The sequence below is a fragment of the Pantoea sp. KPR_PJ genome (assembly GCF_041386365.1).
Taxonomy (GTDB): Bacteria; Pseudomonadota; Gammaproteobacteria; order Enterobacterales; family Enterobacteriaceae; genus Pantoea.
The window spans coordinates 110,831-127,508 of the sequence record NZ_JABMIK010000007.1; the positions used below are offsets into that span (position 1 = coordinate 110,831).

Annotated in this window: 14 protein-coding genes; 5 read left to right on the forward strand and 9 right to left on the reverse strand. The window is 57.8% G+C overall.

Annotation, left to right across the window (positions count from 1 at the left end):
* Nucleotides 1–71: 71 nt before the first annotated feature.
* A complete protein-coding gene (locus HP564_RS15260; RefSeq protein WP_371244430.1) occupies nucleotides 72–887 on the reverse strand; it encodes a TIM barrel protein in 816 nt (271 codons plus the stop codon).
* A gap of 388 nt (nucleotides 888–1,275) precedes the next feature.
* On the opposite strand from HP564_RS15260, the gene HP564_RS15265 reads away from it, so the two are divergent.
* Both HP564_RS15265 and iolB read left to right on the forward strand, forming a co-directional pair.
* A complete protein-coding gene (locus HP564_RS15265; protein WP_371244432.1) occupies nucleotides 1,276–2,781 on the forward strand; it encodes a CoA-acylating methylmalonate-semialdehyde dehydrogenase in 1,506 nt (501 codons plus the stop codon).
* Nucleotides 2,782–2,864: 83 nt separating this feature from the next.
* Nucleotides 2,865–3,680, forward strand: coding sequence for a 5-deoxy-glucuronate isomerase (iolB, locus tag HP564_RS15270; RefSeq protein ID WP_371244433.1), 816 nt, complete (start codon nucleotides 2,865–2,867; stop codon nucleotides 3,678–3,680).
* 70 nt (nucleotides 3,681–3,750) lie between these two features.
* Here iolB and HP564_RS15275 read toward each other — a convergent pair whose 3' ends face one another.
* From HP564_RS15275 to iolD, 4 genes are all read right to left on the reverse strand, one after another.
* Nucleotides 3,751–4,590, reverse strand: a complete 840-nt coding sequence (locus tag HP564_RS15275; protein ID WP_371244435.1) for a MurR/RpiR family transcriptional regulator — start codon at nucleotides 4,588–4,590, stop codon at nucleotides 3,751–3,753.
* Between the two features lie 227 nt (nucleotides 4,591–4,817).
* Complete coding sequence (gene iolE, locus HP564_RS15280; RefSeq protein WP_371244436.1) at nucleotides 4,818–5,714, reverse strand: myo-inosose-2 dehydratase; 897 nt, start codon at nucleotides 5,712–5,714, stop codon at nucleotides 4,818–4,820.
* Nucleotides 5,715–5,765: 51 nt separating this feature from the next.
* On the reverse strand, nucleotides 5,766–6,782 hold the full coding sequence (locus HP564_RS15285; RefSeq protein ID WP_371244438.1) for a Gfo/Idh/MocA family oxidoreductase: 1,017 nt from the start codon (nucleotides 6,780–6,782) through the stop codon (nucleotides 5,766–5,768).
* Between the two features lie 56 nt (nucleotides 6,783–6,838).
* Entirely contained in the window at nucleotides 6,839–8,779 is a 1,941-nt protein-coding gene (gene iolD, locus HP564_RS15290; RefSeq protein ID WP_371244440.1) for a 3D-(3,5/4)-trihydroxycyclohexane-1,2-dione acylhydrolase (decyclizing), read from the reverse strand.
* Nucleotides 8,780–9,313: 534 nt separating this feature from the next.
* On the opposite strand from iolD, the gene iolC reads away from it, so the two are divergent.
* A complete protein-coding gene (gene iolC / locus HP564_RS15295) occupies nucleotides 9,314–11,227 on the forward strand; it encodes a 5-dehydro-2-deoxygluconokinase (protein WP_371244442.1) in 1,914 nt (637 codons plus the stop codon).
* A gap of 136 nt (nucleotides 11,228–11,363) precedes the next feature.
* Here the strand turns inward: iolC and HP564_RS15300 are convergent, their stop codons facing one another.
* Both HP564_RS15300 and HP564_RS15305 read right to left on the reverse strand, forming a co-directional pair.
* A complete protein-coding gene (locus HP564_RS15300) occupies nucleotides 11,364–11,918 on the reverse strand; it encodes a DcrB family lipoprotein (protein WP_371244443.1) in 555 nt (184 codons plus the stop codon).
* Nucleotides 11,919–12,034: 116 nt separating this feature from the next.
* A complete protein-coding gene (locus HP564_RS15305) occupies nucleotides 12,035–12,700 on the reverse strand; it encodes a 7-cyano-7-deazaguanine/7-aminomethyl-7-deazaguanine transporter (protein WP_371244445.1) in 666 nt (221 codons plus the stop codon).
* A gap of 201 nt (nucleotides 12,701–12,901) precedes the next feature.
* On the opposite strand from HP564_RS15305, the gene tusA reads away from it, so the two are divergent.
* A complete protein-coding gene (gene tusA / locus HP564_RS15310) occupies nucleotides 12,902–13,153 on the forward strand; it encodes a sulfurtransferase TusA (protein ID WP_371244447.1) in 252 nt (83 codons plus the stop codon).
* An 8-nt stretch (nucleotides 13,154–13,161) separates the two neighbouring features.
* Here tusA and HP564_RS15315 read toward each other — a convergent pair whose 3' ends face one another.
* Nucleotides 13,162–15,426, reverse strand: a complete 2,265-nt coding sequence (locus tag HP564_RS15315; protein WP_371244448.1) for a zinc/cadmium/mercury/lead-transporting ATPase — start codon at nucleotides 15,424–15,426, stop codon at nucleotides 13,162–13,164.
* Between the two features lie 86 nt (nucleotides 15,427–15,512).
* Complete coding sequence (locus HP564_RS15320) at nucleotides 15,513–16,142, reverse strand: lysoplasmalogenase (RefSeq protein ID WP_371244450.1); 630 nt, start codon at nucleotides 16,140–16,142, stop codon at nucleotides 15,513–15,515.
* A 156-nt stretch (nucleotides 16,143–16,298) separates the two neighbouring features.
* On the opposite strand from HP564_RS15320, the gene HP564_RS15325 reads away from it, so the two are divergent.
* The gene (locus tag HP564_RS15325; RefSeq protein WP_371244451.1) at nucleotides 16,299–16,655 is read left to right on the forward strand and encodes a DUF2500 domain-containing protein; all 357 of its coding nucleotides are present in this window, start codon (nucleotides 16,299–16,301) and stop codon (nucleotides 16,653–16,655) included.
* Nucleotides 16,656–16,678 lie beyond the last annotated feature (23 nt).

The window sequence follows — 16,678 nt, forward strand, 5'->3', positions numbered from 1 at the left end:
AGGCCAAAACGTCTCTTCAGACACAGATAAAGGCAGATCGGCGCGACGGCCTGCTGGTCGCCGCGCCTTTTTCAGGCTTGCAGCAGCGCTATGCTGTGACGGATCTGGCGTTCAATTTCAGCCGGTGTCCAGCTGTTCAGCTCAGACGAAAAGGGTTCAAAAGCGTAGATGCCTTTATAGCCGAGCATCTCCAGTCGTTTCACCTGCGCAACGCTGTTCAGCACATCTTTGTTGCTCAGCATGATGCGTTCTTCATCGGTGAGTTCGGCGGTGGCGCGGGTATCCTCCACGCCGGAGAGATGCACCAGGCCAATCATGCTGACGTCAATCTCTGCCGGAAACTCCTGCTCGGCATGCTCATATAAATGGTGATGAAAGGTGTCGATAACCAGCCTGAACGGTACCTGCGCGTCGCGGATAAGCTGCTGCGCCTGGACGGCCGATCGCAGCGAGCTGACCGGAAAGCCCAGCGGTTCTACCAGCCCCTCTATATCTCGCTGCGCAAAGCGTGGCGCGAGGTTTTTCATCGCGGCCAGCGTCTCTTCTGGCGCAACAGCAACACCGTCGTTCAGCGGGCACATGACCAGCGCTTTCGCCCCTATTGCCTGCGCCTCCTGTAGCAGCGCATCGGTTTTCGCCAGCAGTGCCTCATCAATGCGGTTAAACGGATAAATGGCGTTAATGGTGACCACGTCAATCGAGTATTTTGCCAACAGCGCGCGCGTTTGATCGACCGTCAGGTCGTCACACACCTTGCCGCTCGGCATATCATTGCGCAGTTCAACTTTATTCAGGCCCAGCCGCTGAACCAGCTGAAAAAAAGCTTCCAGCGACAGGGTTGGGGCGATTTTACGGTTAATACAGAAACGGGTGGGATCGATGGCCATGCTGCGGCTCCTGTAGCGAGGCAAAAGGACTGAGTAGATACGCTGTCGCTAAAAAGAACATTTATTTCATAGTTAGTGAATTGTGAAACTTAAGGCTTGAGATCTGCCTCGCAATAATTTCATTTTTCGTTAGACCATGCGGCAGATTGCGGTTTTTACCGCGCCAGTACACGGGAAGAGTTCAGACGCGGCGAGCGCGCCAGCGCTTGCGAAACCACGGTTTTTTGCCCTGGCGGAAAAAATGCGATCCACACCGCTAAAAAGGAATTTTCCAAAAGCTTTCATTTGAAAAATTTATTTCATTGTAATAGCTTCATTGCAGGCTTTCAGTTTTGCCTGACCAGACTAAAACTCTGCAGGGAACCCATACATCTAAAGAGGCGACAGAATGAACATCACAGGAAACTTCATTGGCGGTCAAATCACCTACAGCGCCAGCAACGAAACTATCCCTGTCTACAATCCGGCAACCGGCCAGGTGGTGCGCGAACTGACGCAGAGCACCGGTGCCGAAGTGGCCGAGGCGATTAACGTTGCACATAACGCTTTCCCGGAATGGTCTAAAACCTCGCCGCTGCGCCGTGCCCGTGTGATGTTCAACTTTAAGGCGCTGATGGAGCAACACCGCGATGAGCTGGCCGAGCTGATTGTCTCTGAACATGGCAAAGTCTGGTCCGATGCGCAGGGCGAGCTGACGCGCGGGCTGGAAGTCGTGGAGTTCGCCTGCGGCATTCCCCATCTGATTAAAGGTGAGTATTCTCCCAGCGTTGGCACGGGCGTTGACAGCTATTCGCTGATGCAACCCGTAGGCGTCGTGGCGGGTATTACGCCCTTTAACTTTCCGGCAATGGTGCCGCTGTGGATGTTCCCTGTCGCCCTGGCCTGCGGCAACACCTTTGTGCTGAAGCCACCCGCTCTCGATCCCTCTGCCTCGGTGCGTATGGCGGAGCTGTTGAAAGAGGCGGGGCTGCCGGATGGCGTATTCAACGTGGTGCATGCCTCCAACGAAGACGCTGAGCAACTCTACAAAGATCCACGTATTGCCGCCGTGAGCTTCGTCGGCTCTTCCGGCGTCGCCGAGCATATCTATAAAACTGCCAGCGCTCACGGTAAGCGCGTGCAGGCGTTTGGCGCGGCGAAAAACCATGCCATCGTTATGCCCGATGCCGACCTCGACGCCACGGTCAACGCGATCATGGGCGGTGCTTTTGGTTCGGCGGGCGAACGCTGCATGGCGCTACCGGTGGTGGTGGCGGTCGGTGATGATACCGCCGACAAGCTGATTGCCAGCCTGACGCCGCTGATTAAGGCGCTGCGCGTCGGTCCCGGCATCAACAGGGGCACAGATGAGAATGAAATGGGGCCGGTGGTGTCCGCCGCGCACCAGAAAAAGGTGTTGGGCTATATCGATAAAGGTGAGCAGGAAGGCGCGAAGCTGGTGGTTGATGGCCGCAATTTCCAGGTGCCCGGCCATGCAGAAGGTTACTACGTTGGTGGCACGCTGTTCGATAACGTCACGTCAGAGATGACAATCTGGCGCGAAGAGATCTTTGGGCCGGTGCTGAGCATCATGCGCGCGCCGGACTACGCCAGCGCACTCAAGCTGGTTAACAGCCACGAGTTTGGTAACGGCAGCGCTATCTTCACCAGCAACGGCCACACCGCGCGCGAGTTTGTGCAGGACGTGGAGGCCGGCATGGTCGGTGTTAACGTGCCGGTGCCGGTCCCCATGGCTTTCCACAGCTTTGGCGGCTGGAAGCGTTCGGTATTCGGTGCGCTTAACGTGCACGGCCCGGATGGGGTGCGTTTTTATACCCGCATGAAAACCGCCACAGCGCGCTGGCCTGGCGGGCAGCAGACCGTATCGGAATTCAGCATGCCGACGCTGAGCTAATCACGCTGTGGCAGCAACCGGGCTACAGGCGAGCGGCAATGCGCCTGTAGCTGCCTGTTTTCTGAAGTGAAAAAGGAGTGAGGATGTCTTTTCTTGCAAAAGCACAGCAGCCGGATGGCAATGGGCGCATCCAGCACATCACGCCAGAAAGCGCGGGCTGGCGCTACGTTGGCTTTGACGTATACCTGCTGAAAAAAGGCGATACCCTGCGGCTGGAGAGCGGTGACAGGGAGCTGTGCCTTGTGCTGGTGGCAGGGCTCGCCTCAGTGAAAACCCGGCACGCCGCGTTTCCCGGCATCGGCAAGCGCCTGTCGCCGTTCGAGCGCACGCCACCTTACTCTGTCTATGTTCCGCACGACGATCAGGTCGTCGTCACGGCCGACAGCGATCTGGAACTGGCAGTGTGTCATGCACCCGGAAAGGGGCATCTGCCTGCGCGTCTGATTGCGCCGGCGGACGTTGGCGTCGAGCATCGTGGCAAAGGGCGCAACCAGCGTCTGGTGCACAATATCCTGCCGGACGATAAACCTGCCGACAGCCTGCTGGTGGTGGAAGTCTATACCAGTGAGGGCGATACCAGCTCTTATCCGAGCCACAAGCACGACCAGGAAAACAGCGATGCTGAGACCTACCTCGAAGAGACTTACTATCATCGCTTCGATCCCGAGCAGGGGTTTGCGATGCAGCGCGTCTATACGGATGACCGCTCGCTGGATGAATGTATGGCTCCCTACAACCGCGACGTGGTGACAGTGCCGCGCGGCTACCATCCGGTCGCCACTATCGCTGGCTACAATAACTATTACCTGAACGTGATGGCTGGCCCGGTGCGCCTGTGGAAATTCACCTGGGAAAAAGATCACGCCTGGGTAAACAGCGATAACTATCCGCGCGGATAGGCATCGTGACCGCGCAGACAGCAAAAGGGCAACCCCGGGTTGTCCTTTTTTGCATCCTGCAACGTCTGGATCAGGCGTCAGCGTTATTCAACGCCAGCGATACTGCCAGCGTTTGCGCCAGACAGAGTGAGGCGACCTGCGAGCGGAAGCCATCAACCTGCGCTTCCCGTACCACAAAGCAGACATCGCTGAAGGCAGCCAGCGGGCTTACCTGACTGTCAGTAATCGCAATCTGATGCGCACCGCGTTTCGCGCCCATCTCAACCAGCTCCACCGCTTCGCGCGCATAGGGCGAATAGCTAATGGCGATCACCACATCTTTTGGGTTCACCAGGCTGAGCTGCTCGGTGAACATGCCGCCCAGCCCGTCAATCAGGAAGGCGCGGCGCTCAAGGTGACGTAGCGCATAGACCAGATAAGAGGCGACGCTAAACGAGCGGCGCAGGCCAATGACATAGATATTTTCAGCCTCGTTCAGCAGTTGTACGGCTTTATTTAGCTGGTCGGGATTAACCTGCATCGCCAGCTGCTGCAACGCCTGGCTGTTTACCATGGTAAAGACGTTGAGAATTTCTACCGGACTTTCGGGCGACGTGGCGGTGTCATCGGTAGCGGTCTGGCGGAACAGGCGAGCGCGCTCGGTATAGTTAACCGTCTCTTCCATCAGGTGCTGACGAAAAACCTGTTTCATTTCGTTGAAGCCGCTGAAGCCAAACGCATTGGCGAAGCGAATAAGGGTAGAGGGCGGTACGTCAGCCTGCGCAGCGATGGAAGCCACGGTATCAAAGGCAATGCTGTTACTGTTATCAAGGATATAACGCGCCACCTGCTTCAGGCGCTTGCTCAGCGTTTCGTAGCGGCGACGAATATCATCCTGTAACAGGGAGAGTTGGGTAGGGTTATTGGTCATGACTTCGGCCCGCTAAAAAGAAATATGGCTGGATAATGAGCGCTATAGTACCAGATGAATGGAAAATTTCATTTGTTTGCGCCAGTCGCTGGGTTTATTTCACAGCTTTATGAATTGCCTCACACAATGCAGGGAATAGGGCGGGAACTGCAGTGAAAACCAGATAATAACGCGTCGCTGAGCCGCCTGCGCGCCCCGGCGACGCACAGGAGACCAGAGTCGCGTTTTTACAGACCGGCATTTTCGCGAATGTATTTTCGCGCCTTGACCGCATACTCAAACGGATTGGCCAGTGCGGGATCCTGTTCAGCCTCCACGACCATCCAGCCCTTGTAGCCGTAGTCATCCAGTATTTTGAAAACGGGCGTAAAGTCGATAACGCCATCGCCCGGCACGGTAAAGGTGCCTTTTTTTACGCCGTCGAGGAAACAGAGGTGATGGTCGCGCACCTGTGCCACCACGTCGTCCCGCACATCTTTCAGATGCACATGAAAAATACGCGGCAGGTATTTTTGCAGCACATCCAGCATGACCTGCTGTGACCCCTCTGAGTAGTAGATATGGCCGGTGTCATACAGCAGACCCACGTTGTCATGCGTCAGCGCCATAAAGCGGTCGATCTCTTCCACGGTCTGAATGCCGGTGCCCATATGGTGGTGCAGCGTGACGCGCATCCCTTTCGCTGCGGCAATTTCCGCCAGCTCGTTATAGCCTTCTGCCGTCAGCCGCCACTCTTCATCACTGAAAACGGGCTTTTGCTCCAGTACCGGCAGAGTGGTGCCCTGAATACTTCTGCTCTGTTCAGAGCAGCCAATGACGCGCGCTCCCATGGCGTGAAGAAAATTCATATGGTTAACGAATTCATCAATGGTTTTTGCTTTATCGCCGTTGGCAAAAAAGGTGCTGAACCAGGCATTACAGATCTCAATGCCGCGAATATCGAGCATTGGTTTCAGAATCGCCGGGTCACGCGGATATTTACTGCCCACTTCGCTGCCGGTAAAGCCCGCCAGCGCCATTTCGCTTACCGTCTGCTGAAAGGTGTTCTCTTTGCCCAGATCCGGCATATCATCGTTGGTCCAGCCGATCGGCGCGATAGCCAGTTTTACGTTTTCTTTGTTCATCTGTTTAGTCCCGACAGGTCGGGGCGGCGATCGCCGCCCATATGGAGAGGCTTATTGCTTATCGTAAAACGCCGGGCGTGGCGGCATTTCCACTGGCTCTATGGCGCCGCTCTGCTGCGCCTTCAGGCAGGCATCCGCCGCGACCGAGGCCGCAAATCCGTCCCAGGCTGAGGGACCGGTCAGCACACCGGCTTTCACATCGTTGATAAAGGCCTGAAGCTCAACGTCGTACGCCTCAATAAAGCGGTCTTTCCAGTCGGTGAGGATCGTCGTGGAGAGTCTGGCTTCGCTGCGAAGCTGTACCGAAGCGGGTTCCGGCAGCCTGGCGATACCGGTTTCACCCACCACTTCACACTGAATGTCATAGCCGTAGGCACAGTTAACGAAGATCTCAACGTCGATGCGTACCCCTTTCTGCGTTTCAAACAGCACGATTTGCGGATCTTTCAGGCGCGGGTGGGATTTTGAAGTGACACGCGGGAACACCACCTGCACGCTCTTGTAGTCGTCATTGGTCAGCCAGCGCAGCACGTCCAGTTCGTGGATCAGCGTGTTGGTAATCGCCATGTCGGTGGTGTAATTTTCCGGCACGGTGGGGTTACGGTGCGCGCAATGCAGCATCAGCGGCTCGCCAATGCCCCCCTCAACGATCACTTTCTTCAGGGCGCGATAGCCGGCATCGTAGGGGCGCATAAAGCCAACCTGTACCAGACGCCTGCCGTGCTGAATTTCGGCATCAACCACGCGGCGGCAACCCTCTGCACTCAGCGCCAGCGGCTTTTCACAAAACACCGGCTTCCCAGCGGCGATGGCTGCCAGCGTAAACTCTTCATGGGTGGGGTCCCACGAGGTCACCAGAATGGCGTCGACTTCAGGCGACTGGATCACCTGATGACCGTCGGCATACACCTCTGCCTGGATATTCAGGCGTTGCAGCGCGGCGCGAGCGCCCTCTACGTTGATGTCCGACACTGCCACCACTTTCGCCCCTTGCAAAACGTTGTTGCAGCGACGGATGTGCTCCTGGCCGATTGCACCGGTACCGATAACGCCAAGTTTCAGAGTCATAATTACACCTGTAGGGTTCGTATCGAGAAAGAAAGGGCCGGGTACCCGGCCGGAAATCAATATTTACGCGCCTGGTCTAGATGGGCGTTCAGCTTGTCTGCCACCGCCTGGGTGCGTTCAGAATCAGAAGCCTGCGCCACGCCAACGTGCCACCAGCTGAAATATTTGTGCACCATAGTTTTAGGCAGCACTTTGATGTCGATAAGGGTGGAAACGCTCTGCTGCTGCGCATCTTCCAGCGCCGCTTTCAGCTGTTCCAGGGTGGTGACGCGATAGGTTTTACAGCCATAGCCTGCGGCAATAGCGGCAAAGTCTACCGGTACAAAGCCGCCGTCCAGCCTGCCACCTTCGGGGTTGCGGAAGCGGAACTCGGTAGAGAAGCTGTTCATGCCGTGTTCCATCTGCAGGTTATTGATGCAGCCATTGGTCATGTTGTCGAACAGCACCACGTTGATTTTGGCGCGCTCCTGGATGGAGGTAACCAGCTCGGAGTGCAGCATCATAAAAGAGCCATCGCCCAGCAGCGCATAGACCTCGCGATGCGGCTGCGCCAGCTTCGCGCCCAGCGCGGCGTTGACCTCATAGCCCATGCAGGAGTAGCCATACTCAACGTGATACGCGTTGTAATCGCGGGTGCGCCAGACGCGCTGAAGATCGCCCGGCAGACTGCCCGCTGCCGCCACAATCACTGCATCCTTTGGCAGCTGCTCGTTTAGTGTGCCGAGCACGCGACTCTGCGTGAGTACCGACTGGGTAAGGCGGTTAAATTCGGCAAACACCGCGTCGCGGTCGATATGGTCAGCAATCTCGGGGATAAAACTGTCCCCGCTGTACTCCACCTGATAAACACGCTGCGTCTCTTTCAGCAGTTTGCTTTGCGCCTGTTCGATCTGACTGCCCCAGTCGTTGCTGTAGCCTTTCGCGGCCAGCCCCGCCTCCAGCGCGGTCAGGGCTTCACGCGCATCGGCCAGCAGCTGTACGCCGTCGAGCTTGTAGCTGTCGAAATTGCTCACGTTGACATTAAGGAAGCTGACATCCGGATGCTGGAAAATCCATTTCGAGGCGGTGGTGAAGTCGGTGTAGCGTGTACCAATGCCAATCACCAGATCCGCCTCTTTTGCCAGCAGATTCGCGGCCAGACAGCCGGTTTCGCCCACGCCGCCGACGTTCAGCGGATGATCGGACACCAGCGTGCCTTTTCCCGCCTGGGTTTCAGCGAATGGGATCTGATAGCGCTCGGCGAACTGGCGCAGCGCCTCGCCCGCATCTGAATATTTCACGCCGCCGCCCAGCACAATCAGCGGCTTGCGCTTGCGGCCGATCAGCGCCAGCGCCTCATCCAGCTGCGCAGCAGTGGGCAGGCGACGATCAAGGCGGTGCACGCGTTTCTGGAAGAAGTAGTCCGGAAAGTCCCAGGCTTCGCCCTGCACATCCTGCGGCAGGGCAAGGGTCACCGCCCCGGTTTCAGCGGGATCGGTCAGTACGCGCAGGGCGTTGATGCAGGCCGTCATCAGCTGCTCAGGTCGATTGATGCGATCCCAGTATTTGCTCACGGCGCGGAAGGCGTCGTTGGTGCTGATGCTGAGATCGTGGCTCTGTTCGATTTGCTGCAGCACAGGATCAGGCTGGCGCGTGGCAAAGACGTCGCCCGGCAGCAGCAGTAAAGGAATACGATTAGCGGTGGCGGTCGCCGCGGCGGTGATCATATTGGCCGCGCCTGGCCCCACCGACGAGCTACAGGCGATAATCTGGCGGCGCAGAGACTGTTTGGCAAAGCCCATCGCCGCGTGGGCCATACCCTGTTCGTTACGGCCCTGATACACAATCAGATCGCCACTCTGCTGCTCCAGCGCCTGACCCAGCCCCAGCACGTTGCCGTGACCAAAAATGGCGAACAGGCCTTTTACAAACTTCGTTTCCACGCCATCAACGTTAATGTATTGATTATCGAGAAATTTAACCAGCGCCTGCGCAGTGGTCATTCTGATTGTGCCCATATGCTTTTCCTTACTTTCTGCCCCTGCTCAACAGGCTGGCGACGTGGCGTATCGCGAAAAGCGACCGCAGGTGACTGAAACGTGAAGCGATTATAAACAAATATATTTTTCATAAAATACAGCTACAGAAGAAACATTTCATTTTGCGATTGAGATCAAATTTAGCCGTGAAACGAATGATTAGCCGGACGCAGGCTGAAGCGAACTGAAACAGGGAAGAAGAAAAGGAGAGCAAGTGAACAATTTCATTTCAGCTCATCCGCTTCGGCAACTTCTTCAGCCTGGCTGCCGGGCTGCTGCATCAGGATGATCGCCTGTGAAACAGCGCAGATGATGTGGCCATTATGGCGGGCCGGCGCAGAGTTTTACCTGGTTCACAAAATCGCGATGGATGTTTCATTTCGTATTGTTTTTGGAATTTTTATTCCCCATACTGCCAGACATCGTTAGTCTGGACAGAGAGCACCGGATGCACGCCGGGATGTGGGGTCTTTCACCCGCCGTGTCTGCTTATCACAGAAGGAAACCACAGGTATGAGTACACAACAGAAGCGGCTTGATGTGATTTGTATCGGACGCATTGCCGTTGACCTCTATGGGCAGCAAATAGGCGCGCGGCTGGAGGATATGAGCACCTTTGCCAAATATCTGGGTGGCTCCTCCGGCAATGTGGCATACGGCACGGCCATTCAGGGATTAAGATCGGCAATGCTGGCACGCGTGGGCGATGAGCATAATGGCCGCTTTCTGCGTGAGGCGCTGAATCGCGTGGGATGCAATACCGACGGGCTGATTACGGATAAACATCGTCTGACCGGACTGGTCATTCTGGGTATTAAGGACGAAGAGACCTTTCCGCTTATTTTTTACCGTGATAACTGCGCCGATATGGGGCTTATCCCGGAGGATATTGATGAGGACTTTATTACCTCTTCGCGCGCGGTTGCCGTCACCGGCACCCACCTCTCTCATCCACAGACGCGCGCTGCGGTGCTGAAAGCGCTGGATATTGCCAGACGCAACGGGCTGCGTACCGCGCTGGATATCGACTACCGCCCTGTGCTGTGGGGGCTGACCTCGCTCGGTGATGGCGAAACGCGCTTTATTGCGTCTGAGCAGGTGACGCGCCAGCTGCAGGAGGTGGTGCACTATTTTGACCTGATCGTCGGCACAGAAGAGGAGTTTCATATCGCGGGCGGCAGCACCGATACGCTTGTTGCGCTGAAAAATGTGCGGCAGGCAACCCAGGCCACGCTGGTGTGCAAGCGCGGTCCGCTGGGCTGCGTCGTCTTTGAGGGGGAGATCCCCGACGCCTGGGAAGAGACGACGTTGCACTGCGGCGTGCGGGTCGAGGTTTTGAACGTGCTGGGCGCGGGCGACGCCTTTATGTCTGGCCTGCTGCGCGGCTGGCTCAATGATGAAGGCTGGGAGCAGGCGTGCCGTTACGCCAACGCCTGTGGTGCGCTGGTGGTATCGCGCCACGGCTGTGCACCCGCTATGCCAACCAGAGCGGAGCTGGATGATTTTCTCAGCCGGGACAATGAGGTGAAGCGTCCCGATCTTGATGCGCGTCTTAACCATCTGCACCGCGTCACCACCCGCAAACAGCCGTGGCCTGAACTGAATGTTTTCGCCTTTGACCATCGTAAGCAGCTGGCTGATATGGCACGCGAAGCGGGCGTCGATGAGAGTCAGGTTCCGGCACTGAAGGTCCTGCTGCTTAAAGCAGCGGAAGAGGCCGCGCACGATGCCGGGCTGGAGAGTAAAAGCGGCATTCTGGCCGACACGACTTATGGCCAGAAGGCGCTCAATGCCATTACCGGCAAGGGCTGGTGGATTGGCCGTCCGGTTGAACTGCCTGGATCGCGTCCACTGCGCCTTGAGCACGGCAACATTGGCTCACAGCTCATCGACTGGCCTGCTGAACACGTTGTGAAATGTCTGGTCTTCTACCATCCGCAGGACAGTGTCGAGATGCGCAAAGAGCAAGACGATCTGTTGCTCGACGTGTGGCACGGCTGCAATAAGAGCGGACATGAGCTGCTGCTGGAAGTGATCCTGCCGGAGAGCCATCCCGATCGCAGCGAAGCGCACTATGTCACGATGCTCAGCCATTTTTATCAGCTGGGGATCAAGCCCGACTGGTGGAAACTCCCGCCGCTGTCAGCAGAGAGCTGGCAGGCCATCAGCGGCCTGATTGAGCAGCACGACCCTTACTGTCGCGGTATTTTACTGCTGGGTCTTGATGCGCCAGAAGAGAAGTTGAAAGCGGGATTCGCGGCGGCGGCGCAGGCTCCCTGGGTGAAAGGGTTTGCGGTGGGGCGAACCATTTTCGGCCAGCCCTCACGGCAGTGGCTACAGGGCGAACTGGATGATAAAGCGCTGGTAGAGAAGGTGAAGGGTAACTATCTGCGGCTGATTGACTACTGGCGCGCCGCGCGCGGTTAAGAATCAAACACGGCGGGAAATCCCGCCGTGTTTGTCTGAAGGCATGGCGCCCGCTCAGGCGTCATAAGATGGCGCGCTTTGCTCTTCACGCCATGCCGCCCGCGCTTAAACGACCGGGCCGTCGGTGGAGACCGTCTTATTTCAGCGTGATGCTCTGAACAATGCTGTCTGCATCGCTCTGCGCCTGCTGCTGATTGTCGCCCGGCAGCGTGATCTGCAACGTCAGCAGTTTGCCGTCAACTTTCGCCAGCACCACCGATGACCAGGAGGTCTGGTTATTGGCTGATACCACGCTGTCCAGACGTTGTGCAGGCTGATCTTTCAGGGTAATGGCTTTGTCAGAGACGACCTGCAACTGCGGATCGCGGTTGCGCTGCTGCTGCTCCAGACGCTGCGCCAGCACATCGAGGTTTTCGCTGGTCGTATCGCCTGCAATAACAATAATGGCGCGCGCGCCGGTTTCATCCGCATAGACGTGCATATTGGTGGTCTGGTTGCCCAGCTTGCCGCTCTTGTCCGACATGCCCGCAGGCAGTGAGAAGCTCAGCTTACCGTCCATCAGCGTAACGTTTTGCGCCGACTGACTGGCGCTGGTGCCGTTGCTGCTGGTCGCGTCATCTTTCTTCTGATCGCAGGCCGCCAGGCCCAGCACCAGTAAGCCAATACCCGCATATTTCACTAAGTTTCGCATCTGAATCCCTTTATTTGATTCCAGTAAGGCGTTTATACAACGTGAATCGGGCGGCAAAAGCAACCGCCTGATTGTCAGCAGATCTTAGCGGGTCATACCCAAAGGCTCTATGCCAGTTAGCCGAAATTAATCTGCGGGCGCGCGGAGCGATCTGCCAGGCGCTTCAGCATGGCATTGAGCAGCACACCGTAGGCGGGCAGGAAGAAAATAAGGCAGATCAGAACTTTAAAGCTATAGTCCACCAGCGCGATCTCAATCCAGTGCGTTGCCATAAAGAGATCGGTGCTCTTGTAGAACGCGATAAAGAAGAAGGCGAGCGTATCGCTGATATTGCCCAGAAACATCGCGCAGCCTGGCGCGATCCACCACTGTGGCAGCTGGCGCAGGCGGTTAAAGACATGGACGTCAAGGATCTGCCCCAGCGCATAGGCCATAAAGCTGGCGCAGGCGATGCGCGCGACAAACAGGTTAACGTGTTGCAGAGCGGCGAAGCCCTGCCACTGACCCTGATAAAACAGGCTCGACACCAGATAGGAGACAAACAGGGCGGGGATCATCACCGTAATGATAATGCGCCTCGCCAGCGGCGCGCCGAAAATGCGCACGGTCAGGTCGGTCGCCAGAAAGATAAACGGGAAGCTAAATGCACCCCAGGTGGTGTTAAAGCCGAACACAGAAATGGGCAGCTGCACCAGGTAGTTACTGGAAATAATCACCAGCAGGTGAAACAGAGAGAGCCAGATCAGCGCGTGCTGACGCTGACGCAGAGAAAATGCGATCATAGAGGACCTTTTTCATATTGGGGTGAGGGAACCCATTGCCGCACAGCGCTGAGCCTGTACGACGGTACCAGTTGTAAAAAACCGCGGCATATTACCGCGTTGTGCTATTTACGCAATGGTTAATTTTAGCGCAATCGTTCTCGTCTTGCGTCTGCAGGGTAGCGCGTTAAAATGAGCGCCCCTGTTTAGACTGAGTGATTTATGAGCGACAACTTCTCCCAGGCCGATCGGCAACTGGATGCGCTGGGCCTGCGCTGCCCCGAGCCGGTAATGATGATACGTAAAACGGTCCGCGCTATGCAGGACGGGGAAACGCTGCTGATTATTGCTGACGATCCGGCCACCACGCGCGACATACCCGGCTTTTGCCGCTTTATGGAGCATCGCCTGCTGGCGCAGCAGACTGAGACCCTGCCTTATCACTATTTGATCCAGAAGGGTCTCGGCAGCTGAGCGAAGGGTTAATTGCGCAGCAGTCGCAGCGCATTGGCGGTGACCAGCACCGTTGCGCCAGAATCGGCGACCACCGCCAGCCATAGCCCGGTAAGACCCAGCAGCGTTGTTACCAGAAACAGCGCCTTCAGCCCCAGCGCAATCGCAATATTCTGCCGCAGGGTGGCGTGCGTGCGTCGTGCCAGAGTGAGCAGCGTCGGCAGCAGAGGCAGGGCGTCACGCGTCAGCGCGGCGTCGGCGGTCTCCAGCGCGATATCGCTGCCGCTGCCCATCGCAATCCCCAGGGTCGCGGCTTTCATGGCAGGCGCATCGTTGATGCCATCGCCCACCATCGCCAGCGGCTTCTGCCTGCCCAGTTCGCGAACGGCGTCGACTTTATCCGCAGGCAGCAGGCCGGCGCGAAACTCGATATCAAGCGCGCTGGCGATGGCTGCCGCTGCACGCGGATTGTCGCCGGTGAGCATCACGCTCTCCACGCCCATTTTCTTCAGCGTCGCCAGCGCCATGGGCGCGTCGTCGCGCAGGCTGTCGCGCAGCGCCAGCGCGCCCAGCGGCACCTCGTTACGCAGCACGACCACCAGCGTTTGCCCCTGCTCCTCCTGCCGGGCGATCTGCGCGCGTTGTCCGGCGGTCAGCGATGTGACGCGAGCCGGTGAGATCAGCGCTATCTGCGCACCTGCAACCTGTGCGGCAATGCCGCTGCCCGTCAGCGTCGTCTGGTCGCTGGCAGGCGGCAACACCAGTTGCCTGGCCTCGGCTGCCGTGACGACAGCTGCGGCCAGCGGATGTGTCGATCCCTGTTCCACCGCGGCAGCCAGCGCCAGCAGTTCATTCTGTGGCAAAGCGCTAAAACAGAGCAGGGTTACCAGCTGCGGCTTGCCCTGCGTTAAGGTCCCGGTTTTATCGAAGGCGATGGCTTTTATCTGGCTGAGACGCTCCAGTGCTGCGCCGCCTTTGATAAGCGCACCCTGACGCGCAGCAGCGGCCAGACCGGACGTCATGGCGGCTGGCGTGGCGATCACCAGCGCACAGGGGCAGCCAATCAGCAGCAGCGTCAGTCCCTTGTAGATCCAGGGCTGCCAGTCGCCCAGACCGAGCAGCGGCGGTACCACCATCACCAGCGCTGCCAGCAGCATAATCAGCGGCGTATACAGGCGGCTGAAGCGATCGATAAAGCGCTCAACCGGTGCGCGGTGGCTCTCCGCCTCTTCAATCAGCGTCAGAATACGATCGATGGCGCTGTCGCCCGGTTTTGAGGTGACCTCAATCTGCACGAGGCGATCCACGCTGGTGGCACCGGCCAGCAGTGCTTCACCTTGACCGCGCGTCACCGGCAAAGACTCCCCGGTAAGCGCGCTTTCATCAAAGCTCGCCTCTTCGCTCAACAGGCGGCCATCCACCGGCAGGCGGCCGCCTGCCGCCACCTCAATGACATCACCGGGCTGCAGGGCGGCAAGCGTCACCGTTTCCCGCCTGCCTGCGCTCAGCCGCGTTGCGTTTTCGGGACGCAGCGCCATCAGTCGGGTGACGCCGCTGCGCGCACGCGCGGCGGCGAAACCTTCCAGCCGTTCGCCCAGCAAAAACAGCAGCAGCACCATCGCCGCTTCGGCATGGGCACCAATCAGCAGTGCGCCTGAGGCGGCCACGCTCATCAGCGTTTCAATGGTGAAAGGAGAGCCGCTGCGCACACGCTGCACAGCGCTGCGTGCCACCGGCCACAGGCCAGTCAGCGTGGTAACAATAAAGAGTCCATCACCCCAGCGCGGTGCAAACTGGCTGAGCGTAACGCTGGCGAGCATTAACACCGCGAGCATGATAAGGGCGCGATTATCGCGCCAGCCTGAGGTGGCAGGAGGCGAGCGGGTTTCGCTTATCAGAGTAAAACCGGCGCGCCTGACCGCCTGTTCCACGGCGGCGGCAACATCGGCGCTGGCCTCAACCTGCAATTTTTCACTGGCAAAGATAACGCGGGTTTGCAACACCTGTGGCAGTTGTCTGACGGCGGTTTCGACGGTACGGGCACAGCTGGGACAGTCCATGCCGCTGACGCGCCAGTTGAAATGCCAGGCACCGCGCCGGTCACTCTCGCTGTCCGGGTCGTCATCGGGCGGGCCATTTGTTTCGCTGCAACAGTCGGTGCAGTCGGCCTGCAACGGCGCGACGCGGCTGACAGTAAGGCGGGCAGGGGAGGCGCTACGTACTGCACAAAGAGGGGTAACGGGGGAGTGCGCAGGACGCGGGCGACCACAGCCGCAAGCATGATGGTGATGCATATAACCTCCAGTAACGGACGGGCGACGCCGCCCGTTACTGCATCCTACACTCTGGAGTCGACTCCAGAGTCAAGCGCGTTTTTGCCTCAGTAAAGCCAGAGTGAGCGGACAATCATGAAGTGTCCGGCAAAATAGCAGGCGGCGACCACGGCGCTGTCGGCGCTGAAGCGACGGCGGTAATGGCTGACGAACCAGATGATGTTTGCCAGTAGCAGCAGAGCTGAGCCAATAATCAGCGTAAAGCTGTCATCGCTGGGGCGGAAGAAATATTGCTCGGCCGCCATCCAGGTCATCACCAGCGTCATTCCAATCAGCGTGCAGATCGGCCAGCGCAGCGTGTCCAGACGGCTCCAGATGGTGGCGATGGTCACCGCGCCAATGATCAGCAGCGTTAACGGAATCGGCCAGTAGAACGTCATCGTCATGTTGGCGGCAAAACAGATGGTGTAGAGCAAATGTGAAAGGAAAAAAGCACCCAGTGCATAGAGCATCTGCTGACGCGGCAGCAGCATCAGCGCATCACCAGTCAGCGTCGCAACCAGGCCGGCAATAATCAGGTAATCAGTTGGTTTCAGAACCGGAGCCTGCCAGGCCCAGCCGACCAGCAGTAACAGGGTGATCGGTTTGAACAACCAGCGCTGCCACTGCGGGCCGCGATAGGAGGCATCGACATAGAGCCAACCGGAGAAAAGTACGGCAAGAAATGACCACAACATCGCAGCTCCCTTAAGGACAACCTGTCCATCAGATGGTGAAAATTCCCAATACGTCGATCCCAGTTTAGGTTACGGCCTCGTAATGTGACAATCAGGCAACTCTGGTTGTATGCTTCACCCGCATTGCTTTCAGCGCTTAACAAGACGAGAAAAACCATGAGCAAACCACCGCTACTCTTTTTTATCGTACTGGCGATTATCGCCGTGCTGGCGACGCGTCAGTTCATCAAACAGCGGCGAGAAGCTGCGGTTAATGACGCCTCACCGGTGCGGACGCTAACGGTCAAAGTGAAAACCAAACGGGAGTATCCGTCGCCGAACCGCCGGACGCGTCAGCGCGAAGTCATCGCGGGTGAGGAGATGCGCTATGAAGCCTGGTTTCATCCGCTCAACGGGGCCAGCGACATCAAGGCGATAGTAGGAGAAAAGGATTACAACCAGATGGATACCGGCGCAAAGGGCGAGCTAAAGATGCAGGGCTCTCGCTTTGTCAGCTTTACGCCTGTGCAGTAAAAAAGCGGGCTTTTCAGCCCGCC

Bases quoted from the DNA above. Each gene is read 5' to 3' on its own strand.
- HP564_RS15315 (WP_371244448.1), bottom strand. From the start codon at position 15,426: ATGCATCACCATCATGCTTGCGGCTGTGGTCGCCCGCGTCCTGCGCAC.
- HP564_RS15275 (WP_371244435.1), bottom strand. From the start codon at position 4,590: ATGACCAATAACCCTACCCAACTCTCCCTGTTACAGGATGATATTCGT.
- HP564_RS15285 (WP_371244438.1), bottom strand. From the start codon at position 6,782: ATGACTCTGAAACTTGGCGTTATCGGTACCGGTGCAATCGGCCAGGAG.
- HP564_RS15305 (WP_371244445.1), bottom strand. From the start codon at position 12,700: ATGATCGCATTTTCTCTGCGTCAGCGTCAGCACGCGCTGATCTGGCTC.
- HP564_RS15325 (WP_371244451.1), top strand. From the start codon at position 16,299: ATGAGCAAACCACCGCTACTCTTTTTTATCGTACTGGCGATTATCGCC.
- HP564_RS15300 (WP_371244443.1), bottom strand. From the start codon at position 11,918: ATGCGAAACTTAGTGAAATATGCGGGTATTGGCTTACTGGTGCTGGGC.
- tusA (WP_371244447.1), top strand. From the start codon at position 12,902: ATGAGCGACAACTTCTCCCAGGCCGATCGGCAACTGGATGCGCTGGGC.
- iolB (WP_371244433.1), top strand. From the start codon at position 2,865: ATGTCTTTTCTTGCAAAAGCACAGCAGCCGGATGGCAATGGGCGCATC.
- iolD (WP_371244440.1), bottom strand. From the start codon at position 8,779: ATGGGCACAATCAGAATGACCACTGCGCAGGCGCTGGTTAAATTTCTC.
- iolE (WP_371244436.1), bottom strand. From the start codon at position 5,714: ATGAACAAAGAAAACGTAAAACTGGCTATCGCGCCGATCGGCTGGACC.
- HP564_RS15265 (WP_371244432.1), top strand. From the start codon at position 1,276: ATGAACATCACAGGAAACTTCATTGGCGGTCAAATCACCTACAGCGCC.
- HP564_RS15320 (WP_371244450.1), bottom strand. From the start codon at position 16,142: ATGTTGTGGTCATTTCTTGCCGTACTTTTCTCCGGTTGGCTCTATGTC.
- HP564_RS15260 (WP_371244430.1), bottom strand. From the start codon at position 887: ATGGCCATCGATCCCACCCGTTTCTGTATTAACCGTAAAATCGCCCCA.
- iolC (WP_371244442.1), top strand. From the start codon at position 9,314: ATGAGTACACAACAGAAGCGGCTTGATGTGATTTGTATCGGACGCATT.